General features: G+C 64.6%; 20 protein-coding genes. 4 read left to right on the top strand and 16 right to left on the bottom strand.

Annotated features, from left to right (window positions below):
• Nucleotides 1-11: 11 nt before the first annotated feature.
• The 11 genes from G4223_RS02210 to G4223_RS02160 all read right to left on the bottom strand — a co-directional run bounded on the left by G4223_RS02210 (nucleotide 12) and on the right by G4223_RS02160 (nucleotide 9832).
• Nucleotides 12-2381 carry a TonB-dependent siderophore receptor gene (locus tag G4223_RS02210; RefSeq protein WP_163674384.1) on the bottom strand — a complete coding sequence of 790 codons (2370 nt, stop codon included), beginning with the start codon at nucleotides 2379-2381 and terminating at the stop codon, nucleotides 12-14.
• 77 nt (nucleotides 2382-2458) lie between these two features.
• Complete coding sequence (locus tag G4223_RS02205; RefSeq protein ID WP_163674381.1) at nucleotides 2459-3292, bottom strand: FecR family protein; 834 nt, start codon at nucleotides 3290-3292, stop codon at nucleotides 2459-2461.
• Between the two features lie 7 nt (nucleotides 3293-3299).
• On the bottom strand, nucleotides 3300-3878 hold the full coding sequence (locus tag G4223_RS02200; protein WP_163674378.1) for an RNA polymerase sigma factor: 579 nt from the start codon (nucleotides 3876-3878) through the stop codon (nucleotides 3300-3302).
• A gap of 63 nt (nucleotides 3879-3941) precedes the next feature.
• Nucleotides 3942-4400, bottom strand: coding sequence for a DUF2946 family protein (locus tag G4223_RS02195; protein ID WP_163674375.1), 459 nt, complete (start codon nucleotides 4398-4400; stop codon nucleotides 3942-3944).
• Between the two features lie 88 nt (nucleotides 4401-4488).
• Nucleotides 4489-4659 carry a hypothetical protein gene (locus tag G4223_RS02190; RefSeq protein ID WP_163674372.1) on the bottom strand — a complete coding sequence of 57 codons (171 nt, stop codon included), beginning with the start codon at nucleotides 4657-4659 and terminating at the stop codon, nucleotides 4489-4491.
• Nucleotides 4660-4673: 14 nt separating this feature from the next.
• Nucleotides 4674-5663, bottom strand: coding sequence for a dihydroorotate dehydrogenase-like protein (locus G4223_RS02185; protein WP_163674369.1), 990 nt, complete (start codon nucleotides 5661-5663; stop codon nucleotides 4674-4676).
• A gap of 92 nt (nucleotides 5664-5755) precedes the next feature.
• On the bottom strand, nucleotides 5756-6610 hold the full coding sequence (locus G4223_RS02180) for an alpha/beta hydrolase (RefSeq protein WP_163674366.1): 855 nt from the start codon (nucleotides 6608-6610) through the stop codon (nucleotides 5756-5758).
• Nucleotides 6607-6903 carry a hypothetical protein gene (locus G4223_RS02175; RefSeq protein WP_163674364.1) on the bottom strand — a complete coding sequence of 99 codons (297 nt, stop codon included), beginning with the start codon at nucleotides 6901-6903 and terminating at the stop codon, nucleotides 6607-6609. Before G4223_RS02175 ends, G4223_RS02180 begins: the two co-directional genes overlap by 4 nt.
• 12 nt (nucleotides 6904-6915) lie before the next feature.
• Nucleotides 6916-7566 (bottom strand): cytochrome b/b6 domain-containing protein, encoded by a 651-nt coding sequence (locus G4223_RS02170; RefSeq protein WP_163674361.1) that lies wholly within the window; start codon nucleotides 7564-7566, stop codon nucleotides 6916-6918.
• Nucleotides 7559-9124: a tetrathionate reductase family octaheme c-type cytochrome gene (locus G4223_RS02165; RefSeq protein ID WP_163674358.1), complete on the bottom strand. Its 1566-nt coding sequence runs from the start codon at nucleotides 9122-9124 to the stop codon at nucleotides 7559-7561. Before G4223_RS02165 ends, G4223_RS02170 begins: the two co-directional genes overlap by 8 nt.
• Nucleotides 9125-9310: 186 nt before the next feature.
• Nucleotides 9311-9832 (bottom strand): ferritin-like domain-containing protein, encoded by a 522-nt coding sequence (locus G4223_RS02160; RefSeq protein ID WP_205762328.1) that lies wholly within the window; start codon nucleotides 9830-9832, stop codon nucleotides 9311-9313.
• Between the two features lie 109 nt (nucleotides 9833-9941).
• Between G4223_RS02160 and G4223_RS02155 the strand changes: the two genes are divergently transcribed.
• Nucleotides 9942-10370, top strand: a complete 429-nt coding sequence (locus G4223_RS02155) for a DUF2141 domain-containing protein (protein ID WP_163674355.1) — start codon at nucleotides 9942-9944, stop codon at nucleotides 10368-10370.
• Here the strand turns inward: G4223_RS02155 and G4223_RS20335 are convergent, their stop codons facing one another.
• The 4 genes from G4223_RS20335 to G4223_RS02135 all read right to left on the bottom strand — a co-directional run bounded on the left by G4223_RS20335 (nucleotide 10371) and on the right by G4223_RS02135 (nucleotide 14268).
• Nucleotides 10371-11072, bottom strand: coding sequence for a TonB family protein (locus G4223_RS20335; RefSeq protein ID WP_163674352.1), 702 nt, complete (start codon nucleotides 11070-11072; stop codon nucleotides 10371-10373).
• A gap of 62 nt (nucleotides 11073-11134) precedes the next feature.
• A complete protein-coding gene (locus tag G4223_RS02145) occupies nucleotides 11135-13303 on the bottom strand; it encodes a TonB-dependent receptor (protein WP_163674350.1) in 2169 nt (722 codons plus the stop codon).
• Between the two features lie 85 nt (nucleotides 13304-13388).
• Entirely contained in the window at nucleotides 13389-13805 is a 417-nt protein-coding gene (locus tag G4223_RS02140; protein WP_163674346.1) for a DUF2946 family protein, read from the bottom strand.
• A 55-nt stretch (nucleotides 13806-13860) separates the two neighbouring features.
• Nucleotides 13861-14268 (bottom strand): DUF1489 family protein, encoded by a 408-nt coding sequence (locus tag G4223_RS02135; RefSeq protein WP_163674342.1) that lies wholly within the window; start codon nucleotides 14266-14268, stop codon nucleotides 13861-13863.
• Between the two features lie 96 nt (nucleotides 14269-14364).
• Here G4223_RS02135 and G4223_RS02130 point away from each other — a divergent pair, with 96 nt between their 5' ends.
• From G4223_RS02130 to G4223_RS02120, 3 genes are all read left to right on the top strand, one after another.
• Nucleotides 14365-14568: a hypothetical protein gene (locus G4223_RS02130; protein WP_163674339.1), complete on the top strand. Its 204-nt coding sequence runs from the start codon at nucleotides 14365-14367 to the stop codon at nucleotides 14566-14568.
• Between the two features lie 83 nt (nucleotides 14569-14651).
• Nucleotides 14652-16667 carry a YgiQ family radical SAM protein gene (locus G4223_RS02125; protein ID WP_163674540.1) on the top strand — a complete coding sequence of 672 codons (2016 nt, stop codon included), beginning with the start codon at nucleotides 14652-14654 and terminating at the stop codon, nucleotides 16665-16667.
• 81 nt (nucleotides 16668-16748) lie between these two features.
• Nucleotides 16749-18815: a methyl-accepting chemotaxis protein gene (locus G4223_RS02120; protein ID WP_163674337.1), complete on the top strand. Its 2067-nt coding sequence runs from the start codon at nucleotides 16749-16751 to the stop codon at nucleotides 18813-18815.
• On the opposite strand, the gene recQ is transcribed toward G4223_RS02120, so the two are convergent.
• Nucleotides 18812-20599, bottom strand: a complete 1788-nt coding sequence (recQ, locus tag G4223_RS02115; protein ID WP_163674335.1) for a DNA helicase RecQ — start codon at nucleotides 20597-20599, stop codon at nucleotides 18812-18814. The two genes, G4223_RS02120 and recQ, sit on opposite strands and share 4 nt — an antisense overlap.
• Between the last annotated feature and the right edge of the window lie 51 nt (nucleotides 20600-20650).

Here is a 20650-nt window from a genome sequence, read left to right as displayed (position 1 = left end):
GAGCCTTGGTATTACATGGAGGCCTTGATCGCCAGGACGAAGCTGCGCGGCTCGCCGTACAGGTTGTTGGTGCTGGTCAGCATCTTGGCCCAATATTCGTTGTCGAACAGATTGGTGCCGGTCAGCGTCACCGCCAGATTATCGTTCAACTGATAGCCGATCTGGGCGTCCACCACCGCATAGGCGTTCTGGTGAAGCTGGGTGTTGCTGCTGTAGGTCTGGCTTTTGGCGATGACGCCCGCGCCGACGCTGAAACCGCCCAGCCCGCTGCCCTCGCCGAAGCTGTAGACGCCCCAGGTCTTGAAGCTGTGGCGCGGCATCCAGGTCTGGAAAGTGTTGCCGGTGCTGTTGCCGGAATTGCCGTATTGGGTGGTCAGGTAGGTATAGCCCGCCGTCAGCTTGAGGCCGTCCACGGGGCTGCCGGTGACCTCGGCTTCCCAGCCCTTGCTCTCGACCTCGCCGGCGGCGATGGAATAATTGCTGTTGCTGGGGTCGGTGATGGCGCGGTTGACGTCGCGCACCAGGAAGGCGGCCAGGGTGGCCGACAGCTTGCCGTCCAGGAAGTCGTTCTTGACGCCCACCTCGGTCTGCCAGCCCTTGCGCGGTGGCAGCACGCTGCCGGATACGGTCATATTGGTTTGCGGCACGAAGATTTCCGAATAACTGCCGTAGACCGAGGTTTCCTTGGTGACGTCGAGAACGGCGCCCGCATAGGGGACGAACTCGTTCATGGCCTTGGCGCCCTGTTTCCAGGTACCCCAGTTCGAGCCGGTCATGGAGTGGTTCTTGGAATCGAAGCTGGTGTTGCGGCCGCCGACGATCAACAACAGCGGGTCGAGGGCGCGGAACCGCAACTGGCCGTATTGGCCGTATTGGGTGGTGCGGGTTTCGGTGCCCTCGGTGTGGGCCAGCGTGGGTTCGGCAATGCCGCCGGTGTTGAAGATGTTGACATTGTTGACGGTCAGGTTGTTGCCCCAATCGCCTTGGTAATTGAAGATGTCGATGTTGGTGCCGAGCAGCAGCGAATGCTCGCGCCCGAACAGTTTGAACGGTCCTTCGATCGAGGCGTCGGCGGCCTTGCGGTAATAGACGTAGTCGCGGTCGCGCAGGGTGTAGTTGGCGGTGTTGGTGGCGCGGTTCACCCCTGCGGCATAACCATCCTTCCAGGCGAAGGTCTGTTCGCGCCAACTGCCCCCAACCTTGGCGGTCCAGCCGTTGCTGAAACGGCGCTCGGCTTCCAGCTTTTCCTCGTGCGTCACCCATTCCGACCACGTCCACGGCGTGTTGGTGTTGGCTGAGCGGCTGAAATCGATGGGCTGTCCGTCGGAATAGGTGGGAAGCCCGCCCAGCGGTTGGTTGTCGTCGTTCTGGTAGGCGACGGAATAGTCGAATTTCCAGTCGGGATTGGGGGCGTATTCCAGGATGCCGTAGCCGAACCATTTCTGGCTGTGGGCGTTGTCGTAGAAATAGTCGCGGTCGGTGAAGGTGGCGACGAAGCGGCCCTTCAGCGTCTTGTCGTCGGTCAGCGGCGTGCTGACGTCGGCGGTGGTGCGGTAGTTGTTCCAGCTTCCGGCCGAGGCGGTCATGGACGCCTGTACCGTGTCGGTCGGCCGCTTACGCACCAGATTGATCGACCCGGCCGGTTCGCTGCTGCCCTGCATCAGGCCCGTCGGGCCGCGCAGGACCTCGATGCGTTCATACATGGCCAGATCGAATTGCTGATAGCCGGAGGCGCTGTCATAGGACGGCATGCCGTCGTTCATCACCGACAGGGCGAAGCCGCGCGAATAATATTGGCTTTGCGCGCCGTCGTTGGGGCGGGTCTCGACGCCGGTGGCCCAGGTCAGGGCATGGTCCACGTCGGTCAGGTTCTGGTCGTCCATGCGCTCTCGGGTGATGACCGACACCGAATTGGCGATCTCGCGCAATGGAACCGGACTTTTGCCGCCGATCGTGGCGGTGCTGGCCTTGTAATTCAGGTCCTCCGGCTGGGCGGTGACCACGACCGGGGCCAATTGTGTCGCAGAGGCGGAGGCGTTGACCAGGGTAAAGGAATCTTCACCGGTGGCACGGGCTTCCAGACCGCTGTCCGACAGCAGGACGTACAGGGCTTCGGACGGGGTCAGGGGGCCTTTCACCGCCGGGGCGTTCCGGCCTCGCACCAATTCGGCGGAATACAAAAACTGGGTGTGGGTGGCGGTGGCCAGGGATTCCAGAGCCGAGGCCAAGGACTGTGCCGGCAGGTCCAGCATGACGCGGGTTTCAGCGGCCCAAGCTTCCGGCACCGCTATGACCGTCATCGCCATCGCCACCATTGCCGCCAGTGACGGGCGGCTTTTCCAGTAATCCCCCAGCATGTCCGATCCTTTTCGGCAATCCATGACGCGGTCCGTTCGACTGAACTGACGGCTATAGACGGACGGCCTTCGGGAATCCTCACCTGGGCGGCGGAAAAAAGTCAGCGGCGGCTGGGTGGGGTGGTCCGGCCGGTGGCGGGGAACAGAAGGATACGATTCGTTTCTTGCTGTACGCGCACCGGCAGAGCCTGTTGCAAGATGGCAAGGCTGGAGTCGGCGTCGGCGATGTGGAACACACCGTTGACCTTGAGCCTGTTCAGGACGGGGGCACCAACCTGCACTGGCTGGGCGCGATAGCGTGACAGCCGTACCACGACATCGGACAGTGGAGTGTCCCGGAAGATCAGCAGGCCATCGCGCCATCCGATGGCCAGGGCTTCGTCGGTCAACGGATGTGGCGTGATGGTGTCGCGAGTGACGTTTACCGCATGGCCGGGCGTCACCATGGCTGCCAAACCCTGGGCGGTATTCACCATGACCTTGCCGTCATAGACCGCCAAAGACAGGGTGTCGCCGGTACGGCTGACAAGAAAGCGGGTGCCCAGGTCGGTCAGGCGAGTGTCGCCGACCACCACTTCGAACGGACGGTTGTCATCGTGGCGGATGTCGAAGACCACTTCGCCGTCCACGACCCGTGCCCGATGGCGCCACGGCAGCAACGGCAATTCCACCGAGGCTCCGGCATCCAGGTCCAGGCGGATGTCGTCCGCCAGGGTCAGGGTCAACGGTGCGGTGGCTGGCGCCGCCACCGTTCGCCAGCCCATGGACAAAGTCGTGCCCATTGCCAGCATGATCGCGGCCAACGCTCCGGCCAGGACGCGACGACGCAAACGGTTGCGTGCGGCACGCTGTTTCAGGGCGGCGATCTCGGGGGCGTAATGCCGCCGCAGCTCCGCGCTCGCCCAGGTTATCATGTGGTCAGGATCGGCGGACATGCTGCCATCAAGCCTTGTTATCCTGGGGGCTGTCAATGGCACGAGGGGATGGATGAGACAACGTGCTGCGCAGCTTAAGGTTGGCACGCAGCAATTGCTTCTCGACGCCGCTGCGCGAGATGCCGAGCAGGCTGGCGACCTCGCCTTGGGGGAGCCCCTCGATCCGATGCAACAAGAATACCTCGCGGCAGCGTGGGGGCAGGGAATCGATGGCGTCGCGCAGGCTGGCCAGGTGTTGGCGCTCGATCAATCCGGCCTCGGGGTCGGGCGGCGGTGCCACGCAGCAGGGTGGCTCGATCTCGCGCGACAGTGCCTCGCGGCGAACGGTGTTGCGTCGTGCCTTGTCGCGCACGATGTTGAGCGCGATGCGCGCCAGCATGGCGAGTGGGTTGCGCAAGTCGTCGCGAGCATAATTTTGCAGCAACCGCACGAAGGCGTCATGCAGCACGTCGTCGGCTTCGTGCGCACTGCCCAGACGGCCGGCCAGGGCCGGGCGCAGGGTGACGCGACTATGGGAGTAAAGTTGGTCGTAGGACCAATCTCCGCCACGGTGGTCCGTGGGCGGCGGGGAATCGGACAGGGGCATTCCAACCTCGGGACGGAGGAAAGTGGCAGCGGCGGCAAGGCCGGCGGCGCAATGCGTTCCGTGTCAGATGGCTGGGGGGGCCTGGGGGGTGGCGGCGCCGCGAAGCGACGCCGAAGCGACGGTTTGCGGCGCCGTTGGAACCGGCACCGGTTCTTGTGCCGGTACGGCAGGGGGCTGGACGGCCACGGCCGGTACCGGGGCGGCGGCGTCGCCATGCATCAGCGGCAGGCAGTAGACACAGAACCCGGTATAGCCCGAAGAGGGGCCTTGGGTGTCGATGATGTTGCCGTCGCGATCCATCGCCACCATGCCGGCGGCGGTACAGATCATGATGCGGTCACCCAGCAGTTCCTGGGCGAAAAGCGGAGTGCCCCCCTCGGCCTGGGCGGGCAGGGCGCCGGCTCCCAGGATGTTGAGGGCCAGCAGGATCAGGCCCAGCCAGGACACGACCATCCGCCGGGCGTGTCCCAGGGACGGCCCCGTGCTGGTGGTGTGACGCTGGCGGTGAATGGCCCCACTCATGATGACGGGACTGTGGCGGCGCCCTTGATGAATGTCAAGGTGACGAGGGCGGAACCCAAGGGTTTCTTTGGGCTCCGCTCCCCGTGCGTCATCTCAGGGCGGCCTTGATCCTGCTCACCGCGTCGCGGCTGTAGAAGCTGCACACGCCACGCTTGGCCGCGGGTTCGATGGCCAATTCCTTGATGGCCTTCTTTACCTTGGCGTCCGACACGCCCAGTTCCTTGGCGATGTTGCCGGCGCTGATCAGGTCTTCGCTCATGTTTCCCTCGTGCTTCAGGCGATGTAACGGCCGCCGCGCAGGATGCGGATGTAATTCACGCGGTCGAAGGCGGTCTGGTCGGCCACCTTGTCGCGGCTCAGGCGGCCACGGATGTCGGCCACCGAACTGGCTTCGCGCTGGGTGAGGTCGGCGACCAAGCCGTCGTGCAACACCTTGAGGTGGCCCACCCCGTGGCGGATCAGCGCCGAGGCGGTCATCACCACGTCGGCGCCGGCGAACAGGTATTTCACCACTTCGGCGGCGCTTTGCACGCCCGAGGTGGCGGCCAGCGAGCCCTTGACCTTGCCCGAAAGCGCGGCGATCCACAGCAGCGGCAGACGGATCTCGCCGCGATGGCTGAGCCTGAGGTCGCGTTGCAGGGTCAGTTCCTCAAGGTCGATGTCGGGCTGGTAGAAGCGGTTGAACAGCACGAAGCCGTCGGCGCCGGTTTCGTCCAGCGTGCGGACCATGGCGCCGGGCGAACTGAAATAGGGGCTGAGTTTGATGGAAACCGGGATCGATACCGCCTGCTTGACCGCCTTCAGGATATCGACATGGCGGTTTTCCACCTCGATACCGGTCAATTCCAGGTCGGTGGGCAGGAAGAAGACGTTGAGCTCGATGGCGCTGGCGCCGGCTTCCTCCATCTGTTGGGCATAGTCGATCCAGCCCGAACGTGACGTGCCGTTCAAGCTGGCGATCACCGGCATGTCCACGGCGGCGCGCGCCTTGCGGATCAGGTTCAGATAGTTCTGGGGACCCAGATTGTCGGAAAGTCGGGTGGGGAAATAGGACAGCGCCTCGGAATCGCCCAAGGTGGCGAGATGCTCGATCTCCTCGATCTCGTTCTCGATGTCCTCTTGGAAGATGGACGGCAGGACGACGGCGCCGGCCCCGCATTCCTCGGCCTTGCGGATGGCGTCGAGGTCAAGGCCCAGGGGACAGGCCGACATCACCAGCGGCGACTTGAGGGACAGGCCGAGATAACGGGTACTCAGGTCCATGGGATGCTCCTGTGTCGGGCGCCGGAGGCGAAACATTCCCGCAGGTTAGCCCCCCGCCGACCCTTGAGCAAGACCATGACGGCGAAGGGGACTTATACCGATAAGACGCGGCGCAGGAAGTCCGCCAGAAGCTGTCCCAGGGCGGTGTAGTCCTCGGGGCCTTCGTGGCCGATTCCGTCCAGCAGCACCAGTTCGGCCCGGCCTTCGGATCTGGCGGCGATGGCCTGGGCGGCGTCGGGCGACACCATGGAATCGTCGGTGCCGTGTCCGATCAGTACCGGGCAGCGCACGTGGCCGATGGTGGCGACGGGGGCGATGGCGTCGAAACGGTGGCCGATGATGCGTTCGACATAGCGGCACACCAGCCAGCCGAAGGGACGGAAGGGGATGTGGGCGCGGTCCAGATAGGTACGCATCACCCGCTCGGGATGGTCGAAGGCCGACAGGCTGACCACCGCCGCCACGCCGTTTTGGCGTGATGCCGCCAGGATCGCGGCGGCGCCGCCCACGGAATGCCCCAGCAGCACGATTTTTTCCCGCCGGGGACCCAGCCAGGACAAGGCCGCCTCGATGTCCTCGGCGAATCGGGGCATCGAGGAAAAGGTGTCCTCCTCGCTGCGGCCGTGGCTGCGGGCGTCGAGCAGCAGAAGGGAAAAGCCGTGGCTGTGCAGTTGGGCGGCCAGCGGCAGCAAGGTGGCGGCGTTGGCGCCCCAGCCATGCATCATCACCACCAAGGGGGCGCCGGGAGCCGCCGGCACCATCCAGCCGGACAAGGTCTTGCCGTTGGCGGTGGCAAAGGAAACGTCGTCGAAGGCCAGTCCATGGGTGGCCGGGGTGGCGTCAACGGCCATACGCGGGGCGCGAAACCCCCGCCACACCACCCAGCGCAGCCCGGCGACAAGTGCCACGCCGCCGGCCAGACCCGTCATCGCCACACCCAGACTCATGGATCGTGCGGTTGCTCCACAAATCGCGGGCCGTCGAACAGGCCGTTGTCGTACAGCCAGTCGAGACCCCGGCGGGTCAGCCGGAACATCCGGTCCCGCCGCTTTCGTTCCTCGGCAGTCTTGCTGAGATAGCCGAGTCGCACAAGCTCCTCGGCGACGCGCAACTGGTCGCGGGTCAACTGATGACGCGCGACCGGCCGGGGGCGGGCGGCCAGCAACAGGGAAACTTCGCCCGGCGTCAATGGCGCCGGGCGAAAGACGAAGGGAACGTTCTCGGAAAAGACATTCAGCATTCCGGGCCGTTCCTAGCGGATATCCGCCGCCTTGGTTTCCTTGAGATAGGCTTCCTCGACCTCGGACAGTTCGACGGCGTCGTAGCCGGTGATCATGGTCTTGACGTAGTGCAAGGGGGTCTTGCCCGTGGTCGTCATGTAGACGTGGATGACCACGAAGGTCCCCATGGCGAAGGCGGCGGCGGTGTGCAGCAGTGCCACCACCCACAGGGCCTCGCCCGACCACGAGAAATGGCTCCACAGGTTGTAGAGCAGGTAAAGGATGCCGGTAAGCCACAACGCCGGGCCGATCAGCGTCATGAAGGTCATGTAGGCCAGGGATTGCAGGGCGTTCTGCTTGCGCTGCAACGACTTCTTATAGGGGTGCGGCTCGCCCACCAGGATGCCGTAGGCGTAGAAGCGGATCACCTTCATGATCCCCTTCTTGAACAGGTATTGCCGCCACTGGCCGGTGGTGAAGTTCCAGAACGTGGTGAACACCCACAGCACCATGAGGGCGATGGCCGCCCAGGTGTGGATGTTCACCGCCAGACCGAACGGAATCAACTCGTGGCTGCCGTGTACCCGAAGCCCGGTGAAGAACAAGGTGAAGATCAGGATGGCCTGGGACCAGTGCCAGAAGCGCTCGTAGCGCGTGTAGATCATGACTTCGCGTTTATTCATGGCGGGATTTCCCCTTCAACACGATGCGCAGCAGGCCGTGGACGATGACGCCGGCGATGGCGCCGCCCAGAGCCAGGAAACCGAGAATGTCGAGAAGCTTGGAACCATCCCGGCCGGGCATGTAGAAGCCGGGCAGGTCGGCCAGCCGGCCGTCGGCGGAACCGGTATGGCATTCGCCGCACTTCACCGCCTGTTCCTTGGGCGCCACCATGTGAGTGATGGGCCAGTACATGCGCGTCTCGATGAAGTCGATCTTGCCGCTCCACGGCATGCCGGCATATTCCATGCCGAACTTGATGGCCTTCTGGATGTCGAAATGGGTCCAGAAGGCGCTGTCGTCCTGGCCGAAGACGTGGTTGATCAACAGCGTCTTCAGTTCCGGGTCATAAGGCTGCTTGCCGCGCATTTCCTTGAACGGCCAGATGCGAGCCTTGGGATCGTCGGGGCCGCCATGCAGCGTGTTCAGCACCAGGATGCCGGAATCGTCGATATTTTCGCCCATGTTGATGGGATCGATGATGCCGTTGTACCAGCGATAGGTCGGCCGCACGTTCTCGCCATAGCGGAAGTCGCCCTTTTCGGCGGAATAGCTGAGATGTCCGTGCTCGTCCTTGATGAAGATGGGCTTGCCGTCGGCGTCCTTGCGCCCGGCGGTCGACCAGTCCCACCACGTCTTGGTGGCGATGCCGCCACGGGCGAATTCCGGGATGTGGCAGGTCTGGCAGGCCACTTTGTCGGTGTGGTCGTTCAGCTTGGCCTGTTGGTGCGGCGTGTCGCCGTGGCACGATTCGCAGGTGGCGCGGTTGTGGTCGTCCTTGGGCAGGTCAAGGCCGTGCGGGTCCTTGGCCTGGGTCATGTAACGCGACCCGGATGGGATGTGGTCGTTGAAGGTGTGGCAGGTGGCGCAGGTCATGTTGGCGCCATCGGCCGACATGTGCACGTCCAACTCGCGCGACGGTTTCTTCAGCGACGAATCCAGGTCGCCGTGCTTGACCGCGTCGCCGCCGCCGCCGTTGAAATGGCAGGCGCCGCAATTGTCGCGGCCGGGGTCGCCGACGCTTTGCGCCGCCTTGATCAGGTCCGGCGGCTGCTTGAGCTTGCCACCGATCATGCGCGGTTCGTAAAGCGGGTGGCCGGCGTCGGTGGCGACCTTGGAATATTGTCCCGAACGGTCGTGGCAGACCAGACAATCGACGGCATTAGGGTCGGTGGGAGCCGGCTGGCGCACGTCGGTCCAGCCGTAGCCGGCATGGCACGAGGTGCAGCGCGGCTCGTTCGACACCGGCGAGCCGCAGAAGCTGTTGGCGGTGCGCGCCTTGCCCAGACGCTTGCCGGTTTGGGGATTGGTGATGTCCCAGGTCCAGTGGACCGACTTCATCACCTGATGGCTGGCCTCGGTGTGACAGGCCAGACAGGCCTTGGTCACCTCGGGGCCCGAGGCGAACGGTCCCTTGAGGGATTCGAACTTGCTGTGGTCGGCGGTGCTGCTGGCCCAGGCGGCACCGCCGGGCAAGCACAGCAGGGCGACCATGCCCAGGGCGTGGAGTATCTTTCTCATGACGGTGGACGTCCCGAGGCGCCGTTGGCGCGCTTTTTGATTGTTGCAACAGCTTTCGCGCGCCAGTTCGTGAAAACGGGTGCGCAAAATCCAGCAATTACGGACCATTTCAAAAATGCGCGTTGATAATTCGCAATCACTAATATTGTGATTTATACCTATATTGAAATGGTTGCAGCCGTCGTTTCAGGGAACGGCATGTCTTTGACCACAGCCTCGGCCTTCGATATGGCGCAGGAAGGCAGGCAGGTGCCGTTCCTGCGAAGCCGCACGCAAACTGGTGAACGCCGCAAGAATCTCCGGGTCGGACGCCTGGGCGGTGATGCGGTCGTAAAGGGCGACGTTGTCCCGTTCGGCCTCGGCTCCGGCGCGACAGGCCTGGGCGACGGTTTCGGGAGGTTCGACGTTGGCGTTCCAGCGGTCTGCCGGGGCTTCCCAACCACGGGCGGAGAACAGCCCCAGCAAGGTGTCGATGTGGCGTTGTTCGGCGTGAACGATGTTGGCGAATGGCAGTACCGGGCCGAAGCGGCCAATGACGGCGCGATAGGTGGCGCGGGCCCGGTATTCGTCGTCCAGCGCCTCACAAAGAGCCTGGAAATCGGGGGGCTGGGAAACGGGAAAAGAGGCGGACATGCCGGCGACCTCGGTGCGGAAAGGGGCTGGACCACCATGGCGATGGTCACGAATTGCCTCCATGACAATTCGCATGGATTTCCTTTCCTTAATAAATGCATCATTGGCAATGTGTTACGGTGTTGTTTGGAATAGTGATAACTCATGTGGCCTGGGGGCTGCGTGAAACCACGGGAGACAGAGGATGAATGTCAGGTCGGGTGTTGGTCTGTTGCTGGCCGCCGTCGTCTGGAATACGGCGGCCTCCGCCGCCGAGGTTCAGGTGGTGGTGGACGGCGTCAAACACGACAAGGGAGCGGTGAAGGTGGCCCTTTACGTGGACCCGGCGACCTTCCGCAAGGAGGACAAGGCGTTGGCGCGTCAAAGCCAGCCCGCCCATGTCGGGCAACAGGTGTTCACCTTTTCCGGTCTCGCCGCGGGCCGCTACGCGGTGGTGGTCTACCATGACGAGAACGGCAACGGCGAAATGGACCGCTTTCTCGGCATGATCCCGACCGAAGGCTATGGCCTGTCCAACAATCCCGAGGTGTCGGGGCCGCCGAAATTCGAGCCCAGCGCCTTTGACGTGAGCGAGGGCGCGCCGACGAAGACGGTGGTGGAACTGCGCTACTGATCAGCGTCTGGGGCGGAACTGGAACGGAATGGTGAAGGCCAAGTCGTTGCCGAAGGTCGTCGGGGGGGGCGGAAACGGGGCGGCGCGCCGCACCGCCTCAAGGGCGGCACTGTCCAACAGGCCGCTGCCCGAGCTTTCGGCGATCTCCACCGACAACAGGGAACCGTCGCTCCCCAGGATGAAGGACAACCGGGTGGTGCCGGCAAAGGGGACCCTGTCCGGGCGGAACCGCATGATGCGGCTCCAGACCATCCGCAGATAGTCGTCGCGTCCGGCATTGCGAGCCACCGGCGTCGCCACCGCCACGGGGGCGGCGCTGGCTGTCGTCGGCGCGGTGGTGGGCGGGGGCTGCTCCGACATCACCGGCTGCGCCGGCTCAGACACCGGGGTTTCGGAAACGACCGGGGTGGACGGTTTCGCGGCCGGCCGGGGTTTCGGCGCCGGTTTTGGCGGCTCGGGCCTGGGGGGCTCGGGTTTGGGTGGTTCCGGTTTCGGCGGTTCGGGCTGGGGGGGCTCCGGTTCGGGCGGCGGTGGCTGTTCGAACAGGATCTCCACCTGTAAGGAATCGGGGCCGGCCAGGTCGGCGTTCAACGGTGGGGCCATGATCCAGACGGCGGCGGCCATGCCGTGCACCATCACCGACAACGCCCATCCCGGGGTGCGTCGTTGAATGGTGACATCGTCCGGCCGGTCGGCGATCACGGCGAACAGTACTCCTTGGGCGAAGGATAGCCCCGGCGCGGATGCGCCGGGGCCATGGAACATCAGAACTTGAGGGTCATCCCGGCCAGGAACGAACGGCCCATGCCGTAGACGTTGCTGCCTTGGGGCTTGGGGCTGCGGTAGGCCAGATCGGCACCACCCAGCGGCAGGTGGTAGCGCTTGTCGAACACGTTGTCGATGCCGGCCGAAAGGATCAGGTTGTCCCATTCGTAGGCGGTGCGCAGGTTCAACAGGGCATAGGCCGGGGTGGTGTTCTCATGCCGGTTGCTGGACACGAAATCCTTGCTGGCGACCGCTTCCACCTCGATGCCGTTGGACCAGCCGCCCAGCTTGTGGTCCACGCCCAGCCGGGCGTTGAGCGGCATGATGTTGTAAAGATTGTCGCCGGTGTCCAGATTGCGACCACGCACCCACGACAGGCTGCCGGTGAAGACGTAGCGGCCCCAATCCAGGTCGTCCCACAGCTCGCGGTTGCCCGAGATGTCGATGCCGAACATCTCGGCGTCGTGGTTGGCGAACTTGTACAGGCTATACCCGCTCCAGTTGGCGTTGGGAACGGTGTAGTCCCACATCTTGTCGGCGTCGATGTAGTCCTGGACATAGGTGTAATAGGGGCTGACCTTGATGCCCCAGACCTTCTTGGCCGGGTCGTGCCAGTCGCCGCTGACGCTCAGCGTATGGGCCACTTCGGGACTCAGGTTGATGTCGCCCACATAGCCGTTGCCGTCGCCGAACCAAGTGGTCATGGTCGAGGCCATCGAGCCGGTGGACCACGCATAACGCTCGTACAGGTTGGGCGAGCGGGTCTTGCGGGCATAGCCCACTTCGTAGGCGGCGCTCTTGTCGTGTTCGTACTTGAGCAGCGCGGTCAGGTCGAAGTTGACGTCGGTCTTGGCGTGGTTTTGGGCATTGAACGCGGCGGCGTCCGAGAGATAGGAGATGCCCGCGTTGTTGTTGTTGGAATAGCCCTTGGCGGTGCTGGTGTCCATCCACACGGTGTCGTTGCGGATGCCCAGCAGCGAGGTCCATTGCGGCGTCCACTTGCGTTCCCATTCGGCGAAGGTGCCGATACGGTTGCGTTCGCCGTCGTTGATGTTCCAGAAATCCTCGGGGCTCATGCCGCCGTTGGCGGTGTTGCTGGTCGGCGGCCACCAATCGTCCAGGGTATAGCGCTGGAACTCGTTGCCGACGCGCAAGGTGTCCTTCTGGTTCAGCGGAATGTCGCCCTTGAGGTTGTAGCCGAATTCGTCGGATTCGGTGTTCATGGGCATGGTGCTGGAGCTTTTGACCGCGCCGATGAAGTTCATCTCGTGCTCGACGTGGCGCAGATAGGCGCTGGCGTCCAACCGGCCCCAGCCAAACTGGCCCTTGTAGCGTAGGTTGCCGAACATGCTTTCGTTGTCGGTCAGGTCCATGCGCTGGTTGGGATAGCCCTGATAGGGCTGGAACTGGTAGCCGACCTGTGCTTCCAACAGGTCGCCGTCCTTGCGTGCGGCCACGGTGACGGCATGGTCCTGGATGCCGTAGCGGCTGGTTTGCTGGGGGGCGCCGTCGCCGCCGCGATGGTAGTCGCCGGCTCGTGTCCAGGACCCGGAATATTTGGCGCTGACGTTCTCGGTCGCGGCGGTGATGTCGCCGCCGGTGGTGAAGGCGTGGGCGTTGCTGCTGTAGTTCAGGAACATTTGGCCGGTGGTCAGCAAATCCTCGCCCGGCGCGGCGAATTTGGGATCGGGGGTTTCCACCTTGATGGTGCCGCCGATGCTGTCGCCGCCATAGCTGACCGGGGTGACGCCCGGCAGCACCTCGATGGTTCCGACCTGGGTCGGCGAGATGTAGGACAAGGCCGGATTCATGTGGTTGGGACACGACGAGGTGATCGGCATGTCGTTGACCCGCACGTTCAGGCGGTCGTCGGCCAGACCGTGGATGACCGGTAGGCTGGAGGCGCCGCCGGCGGAATACAGGCTGACGCCGGGCACCCCCTTCAACAGGTCGGCGGTGTCGCCGCTGGCCTTTTGCTTGGCCTTCAGTTCGTCACCCGAAATCTCGGTGGTGCCCAGGGTGGCCTGGGGCTCCGGCTCGGCGGTGTCCACCGGCACCGGCGGCAGTTCGACGGCGGATTGGGCCAGCGCGCTGGCCGGCAAAGCAAGGGCAAGGGCGATCAGGGCGCAGGACGTGGCCCGCGACCCGCGTTGCAAGCGGTCGATCATAGATACTCTCCCCGCACCGGGCTGACGGCCCGGCCGAATACAGTGTATGGCCGCCAAGGAAGCGGCCGGTTCTGGCTGTATACGGTCAGGCGGCCGGGGGCGCGCGGGGATTGGCCAGCCGGAGCGGGCGTTCCACCAGGACCGGTTCGGCTTCGGTGTGGTGGACCCGTGGCAGGGGCTGGACGAAGGGTTGCGGCAGAAGCGTCGCGATCGGGGTGATCACGGCGCCGTGGAGCAACGGCAGGCAGGCGCCGCAGAAACCGTTGACGCCGGCATGTTCGGGGGGGACCGGAGTACCGTTGCGATCGACGACCGCCATACCGCCAACGGTACAGACGATCATGTGGTCGCTGCTCAGGTCGAGGGTGCTGGACTGGACCGGCAGGGCGCCGCCCGCCGTCAGGTTGAACACCAGCAGGAACAGACCCAGCCAGGACGAAACCGCCCGTCGCCACCGTCCCAAGGACGGGTCGTTGCTGGTGTCGTAAGCTCGTGTGTTCATACCCCCACGCATGATGGGGGCACCATGCGGCCAAGTATGACCTGTGTCAATTGACTTAGAGCAAGCCGAGAGCCCTTAATTCCGCCGCCATTTCCGGCGGCGGCTCGCTTTCGCCGCCACGGCGGTCTTTCGGGGCGTCTTTCGCCTCCAGGTAGCGCCAACCCTGGAACGGCCGCATGGGGGTGGGCCTTACTTCGACGATCCCAGGGTCCAGGATCAGGCGACAGCGGGAGCGCCCGTCCTCGTCCGTTTCGGTTTCCACCGCCAAGATCCGCTGCCGGGCGGCGACCTGCCCCTTGACCACCCAGTAGATGGAACCGCCGTCGCACAGTTCGTCGGCTCGTTTGGGTGTCTGACGGGTCAGGTGAAACACCTGTCCAGATAACCGCAGGCGCTCCGCCTGGAAGGCCCGCAGCATGTCCAGGCCGTCACAGCCGGCGGCCAGTTTGACGAGGTGGAGCATGACCTCCGACTTTCGATGGGGATGTAATGAATGCCTATGGACACGGCGGCCCGGACGCGCAAAGCTTCACTACCTGTCTCGAATCAGGAGGTCAAGATGAAGGCTGTTGCCGCCATTGGCATGATCGTTCTTCTTGCTGGCTGTGCCAGCCGCGGCGAACCGGAAGGTTCGTTCTTCGATCCGGTTTGCATGCCGGACGGTTCGGTGTCCTGGCGCCAGTTGGCGAACGACAAGGGTGAATACACCAAGCCGCTCGCCACCAGGGAGAACTGTTCCTGGAACAAGCCGGCGGCGAAATAGCCGGTCTTGCCAAAGCCATACGCGTCGAGGGGACATCGTCCCCTTGACGCCAGCTTGGCCGCGGGCCGATATGCATGGCCATGATGCGGATTACCAAGCCCTTGTTCTCCTATCCCCGCTCCCGCGACCTTGCCGCGGTCCCGTTCCTGCCCACCTCGCGCGCCGAAATGGACGCGCTGGGCTGGGACAGTTGCGACGTGGTGCTGGTCACCGGCGACGCCTATGTGGACCATCCCAGTTTCGGCATGGCCATCATTGGCCGTCTGCTCGAGGCTCAGGGGTTCCGCGTCGGCATCATCGCCCAGCCTGACTGGCACGGTCCCGAACCGTTTCGGGCCTTGGGACGTCCGAACCTGTTCTGGGGGGTGACGGCGGGGAACATGGATTCCATGGTCAACCGCTACACCTCGGATCGCAAGATCCGCTCGGACGACGCCTACACGCCGGGTGGAGAGGGGGGCAAGCGGCCCGACCGTGCGGTTCTGGTCTACGCTCAGCGTTGCCGTGAGGCGTTCAAGGACGTTCCCGTGGTGTTGGGCGGCATCGAGGCCAGTCTGCGCCGTGTCGCCCATTACGATTACTGGTCGGACAAGGTCCGCCGTTCGGTACTGGTCGACGCCAAGGCCGACATCTTGTTGTACGGCAACGCCGAACGGGCGTTGGTCGAGGTGGCGCATCGCCTTGCCGCCGGGGAAAATCCCAAGGCCATGTTCGACGTCCGTGGCGTGGCGCTGATGCGCGACGCGGTACCCGCCGACTGGCAGGTGGCCGACTGGTCCGACCCGGAACCGGCCGAGACGCCGCGGGCCAGGGGCGAGCATGCGGTGGTGCGGTTGCCGTCTTATGAGCAGGTGGCGGCCGACCCGGTATTGTATGGCCATGCCTCGCGGGTCTTGCATCAGGAAGCCAATCCCGGCAACGCCCGCGCCCTGGTGCAACGCCACGGCGACCGCGAGGTATGGCTGACGCCGCCGCCGATCCCGCTGACCACGGCCGAGATGGACGGCGTCTTCGATCTGCCCTATGCCCGCGCTCCGCATCCCAGCTACGGCGATGCCAAGATACCGGCATGGGAGATGATCCGTTTTTCCGTCAACATCATGCGCGGCTGTTTCGGGGGCTGTTCCTTCTGTTCCATCACCGAACACGAGGGGCGGGTCATCCAAAGCCGTTCGGAAGCTTCGATCCTGAAAGAGATCGCGGCGATTCGCGACAAGACCAAGGGGTTTACCGGCACCATTTCCGACCTGGGCGGCCCCACCGCCAACATGTGGCGGCTGAACTGCAAGGATCCCGAGATTCAAGCGGTGTGCCGCCGGCCGTCTTGCGTTTATCCAGACATCTGCAAGAACCTTGAAACCAACCACGATCCCTTGATCCAGCTGTATCGCAAGGCCCGCGCGGTCAAGGGGGTGAAACGAATCAGCATCGGTTCGGGTGTTCGTTACGATCTGGCGGTCAAAAGTCCGGCTTATGTCCGGGAACTGGTGGCCCATCACGTCGGCGGATACCTGAAGATCGCCCCCGAACACACCGAGGACGGGCCGCTGTCCAAGATGATGAAGCCGGGCATGGGCGCCTATGACCGCTTCAAGCAATTGTTCGAACAGGCGGCGCACGAGGCGGGCAAGAAATATTACCTGATCCCCTATTTCATCGCCGCCCATCCCGGAACCACCGACACCGACATGATGAATCTGGCGCTGTGGCTCAAGCGCAACGGCTTCAAGGCCGACCAGGTGCAGACCTTCCTGCCGTCGCCCATGTCGCTGGCGACCGCCATGTACCATTCCGGCCGCAATCCCTTGGTGCCCATCCGTCGTCAGGGCGGCGAGGTGGTGTTCAGCGCGCGTGGGGAGCGTCAACGCCGGTTGCACAAGGCGTTCTTGCGTTATCACGATCCCGCCAACTGGCCGATCCTGCGTGATGCGCTCAAGGCGCTGGGCCGTGCCGACCTGATCGGGCCGGGCCAGCATCAGCTGGTGCCGGCGGGAACGGCACCGCAAGGGAGCCGGGGAGCGGGGGGCGGAAAGCCGTTCATGACCCAGCACACCCGGCCGGCACGGGGGGGGAAACCCGCGCCGCGCAAGGGGCGGTGACTTCCATATTCTGACAATTCTGTGCATACGAAGATTACGCGCAGGGGTATAATCTCCATAATGTTTGTGTGGAGATAGGGTATGCGCGTTCGCGGTTTTTTCTTCGTCTGCATGGCCGTGGTGGCTGCCTTGGCCGTGCTGGCGGCGTTGTCGCAGGTGGTCGAGGCGGTGGGGGACCGGTCACGTCTGGCGCGGGGGCGTCAGATGACCGAATTGCAAGGGGCCTTGCTGCAACTGGCCGAGCGGGTCAGTCTGGAACGTGGCGCCCATGCGTTGGCGGTGACCGGCGGACAAGTGCTGGACGACGGGGCGACGGCCACGCTGGCCGATGGACGCAAAAATACCGACGGGGCTTTCGCTCTGGCTCTGTCCCTGGCTTCGGGAAGCGAGGCGCAGAGCATCGCGGCGTTGCAAAAGGGCTTGGTCGAAGCCCGCGCTCCGGTTCTACGAGAGATCGCCAAGGCGCCCAACGAACGTGAGCCGAAAATGGCCAAGGCTTGGGTGGCCGCCAATTTCAAGGTGGGGGACGGCGTCATCGCGGTGGCGACCGCCATATTGCCGGCCTTGGCCGCACAATCGGGCGAGGTGTCGGATTACGTGGCCTTGGCCCATGCCAGCGCCAACCTGCGCAACGTGGTCGGACAGCGCAACACCACCTTGCTGACCATCATCGCCGACGGTCGGCCCATGACCTTGGCGCAGGTGGAGCGGCACAACCGCTTCACCGGGGGCATCGACCAGATTTGGGACGGCATCAAAGGACAGGTGCAGCGCCTGGAGCACGGCGACCAGGTGGCCGCAGCCTTGGCCAAGGTCGAGAAAGGCGTCTTCGGCGACGCCCTGGCGGTGATCCGCGCCCAAGAGGACGCGAGCCGCGCAGGTCAGCCCTATGCCCTGTCGGCGACCCAGTTCCGCAACGCGACCTTGCCGTATTTCTCGGCGATGGCCGAATTGCGCGACGCTTTCATCGCGCGCGGCCTTGAGGTCTGCGACGCCAGCTTGGCGGCGGCGGGGCGTTCGCTGATGCTGGCTTTGGGTGGTCTGTCGTTGATCGTTGTTTTGGTCTTTGTTGTGACCATGTTGTTCAACCGCCATGTGGTTTCGCCCATGATGACCACGGCGCGGACCATTTCCGCCATGGCCGCCGACCAGCTTGACCTGACGGTGACCGGGTGCGAGCGCCAAGACGAGATCGGTGAAATCGGCCGGGCATTGGAAACCTTGCGATTGAACGCCTTGGCGGCGCGTGCCGCCTCGGCCGAGCGCGCCGCCGAGCGCGCGGCCCGCGAACAGGCCAGGCATGGCACCGACGACATGTTGCGCCAACTGGCAGATCGGGTGGATTCCCTGTTGGGTTCGGCCGACGCCAACGTCGAGGCGTTGAAGGACAGTGCCGTCGCCCTGGCCGGGTTGGCGGTGGGCGCTGCCGACGGCTCGCAACAGGTGGCCTCTGCCGCTGACGACGCGGCCGGCAACGTGCGGGCCATCGCCGACGCCACCGAACAATTGCTGGCGTCCATCCGCGAGATTTCCCAGGTGGTAGGCAAGATGGCCGATACCGCCCGCGACGCGGTGCGCGAGGCCGCGCACACCAAGCAATCCGTCGCCTCCCTGACCGAAGCCGCCGGCCGCATCGGCGAGATCGTGGCGTTGATCAACGCCATCGCCAGCCAGACCAACCTGTTGGCGTTGAACGCCACTATCGAGGCCGCGCGGGCCGGCGAAGCCGGCAAGGGCTTCGCGGTGGTGGCCGGCGAGGTCAAGGCTCTGGCCAACCAGACAGCCCAAGCGACCGAACAGATCCAGTCCCAGGTTGTCGCCATCCAGGGCGGCACCGCCACCACCGTCGAGGCCATTTCGGTGATCGATGCCACGGTTGGGCGGATGAACGAGATGGCGACAACCATCGCCGCGGCGGTGGAACAGCAAAACAGCGCCACCGCCGAGATCGCGCGGGCCATCCAACACGCCTCGGACGGGGTGGCGGCGGTGGCCGAGAACATCGCCGGAGTGCGGCAAAGCGTGGATTCCACCGAACGTTCGGCGGCCGAGGTCGGGCAGGTGTCGGCGACGCTGGCCGAACAGACCCATACCTTGCGCGGCGAGTTCGGCCACGTTCTGGAACTGGTGCGCGGCCAGGGGTGCTAACTCAGCAGCACTTCAAGGAAGATTTCGCCGTAACGGGCCAGCTTTGATTCACCGATGCCGTGGACGCCGCGCATGTCGTCAAGCGACAACGGACGGCGGGCCGCCAGTTCCAGCAATGTCCGGTCGGGGAACACCGCATAGGCTGGAATCCCCTGATCGGCGGCCAGTTCGCGCCTGAGCTTCTTGAGCTCGGCCAGCAATTCGGAATCGTATTCGTCGGGCAATTGCGCGGCGGGGGCCTTGGCTTTCTTGCCCTTCGGCCGCAGGGCGTCGCGGCGGATGTCGATGCGGGCGCGGCCGCGCAGCACGTTGCCGCCGTCCTCGGTCAGGCGCCAGGCGCCGAATTCGCTCAGGTCCTGGGTCACCAGGCCGGTCGCGTACAATTGGCGCAGGATCGAGCGCCATTGGTCGCGGGTCCGCTCGCGGCCCACCCCGAAGGTGGGAAGCTGGTGGTGGCCGTGATGGAGGACGGCGTCGTTCTCTGTGCCGACCAGGATGTTGATCAGGTGCTCGGCCCCGAAACGCTGGCCGGTGCGGTAGATGGCCGACAGGAACTTCTGGGCGTCGATGGTGCCGTCATAGACTTCGACGCCGTGAATGCACAGGTCGCAATTGCCGCAAGGTTCCGATTGTTCGCCGAAATAGGCCAGCAACGTCTGGCGCCGGCATCGCGGTGCCTCGCACAGTGCCAACAACGTGTTGAGCTTGGCCCGTTCGATGCGTTTTTGCTCGTCCGACGCCTGGCTTTCCTCGATCTGCAACGCCCTCAGCCGCACGTCGCCCAGGCCGTAAAGGGTCAGCGTTTCGGCCGGAAGGCCGTCGCGGCCGGCGCGGCCGATTTCCTGATAATAGGCCTCGATGCTTTTGGGCAGATCGGCATGGGCGACGAAGCGCACGTCGGGCTTGTCGATGCCCATGCCGAAGGCGATGGTGGCGACCATGGTGATGCCGTCCTCGCGCAGGAAGGCATCCTGGTTGGCTTCGCGGACAGCCTTGTCCAGGCCGGCATGGTAGACCAGGGCGCGGTGGCCGGCGGCGTTGAAGGTTTCCGCCAGATCCTCGCAGCCATTGCGCGAGGCGCAATAGACCACTCCCGACTGCCCTTTGCGCGCAGCCAGGAATTCCAGCAATTGCTTGCGCGCGCTGTTCTTGGGGGCCATGGACAGCAACAGGTTGGGGCGGTCGAAACCGCCGATGAACAGCCGAGGCTCGGCATCGAACAGCCGTTGGGCGATGTCGGATCGTGTCGCCGCGTCGGCGGTGGCGGTGAAGGCCACCGTCTGGATGCCGCCCAGTTCCCGGCGCAGTTCCCCCAGCGCCAGATATTCGGGACGGAAGTCGTGTCCCCACTGGCTGACGCAATGGGCTTCATCGATGGCCAGCCGGGTGGCGCCGGCGTTGCGCAGCAATTCCACCGTATCGGGGCGCGCCAGCCGTTCCGGCGCCAGATACAGCAGCCGTAAGTCACCGTCGCGCAAGGAATCGAAGATGCGGCGGCTTTCCGCCGGGTCGTTGCTGGAATTCAGCGCGGCGGCGTTGACGCCGTAATTGGTGAGCTGCGCCACCTGATCGCGCATCAGGGCGATCAGGGGTGACACCACCACGGTCAGGCCGTTGCCGATCAAGGCCGGCAATTGGTAGCACAGCGACTTGCCGGCACCGGTGGGCATGATCGCCAGCACATCCTGACCATCCAGGATGGCGCCGATGATGGCGTCCTGGCCGGGACGGAAGGAATCGAAGCCGAAGACGGAACGAAGCAGGGCGCGGGCGCGATCAAGCATGGCGGCCGGGACTATAGCGCCCGGCCGTCGCCAATGTCACGCTTGCGCAAG

The sequence above is a fragment of the Magnetospirillum aberrantis SpK genome, assembly GCF_011022235.1.
Classification (GTDB): domain Bacteria; phylum Pseudomonadota; class Alphaproteobacteria; order Rhodospirillales; family Magnetospirillaceae; genus Magnetospirillum; species Magnetospirillum aberrantis.
This window is presented reverse-complemented; position numbering and strand designations above follow the sequence as displayed.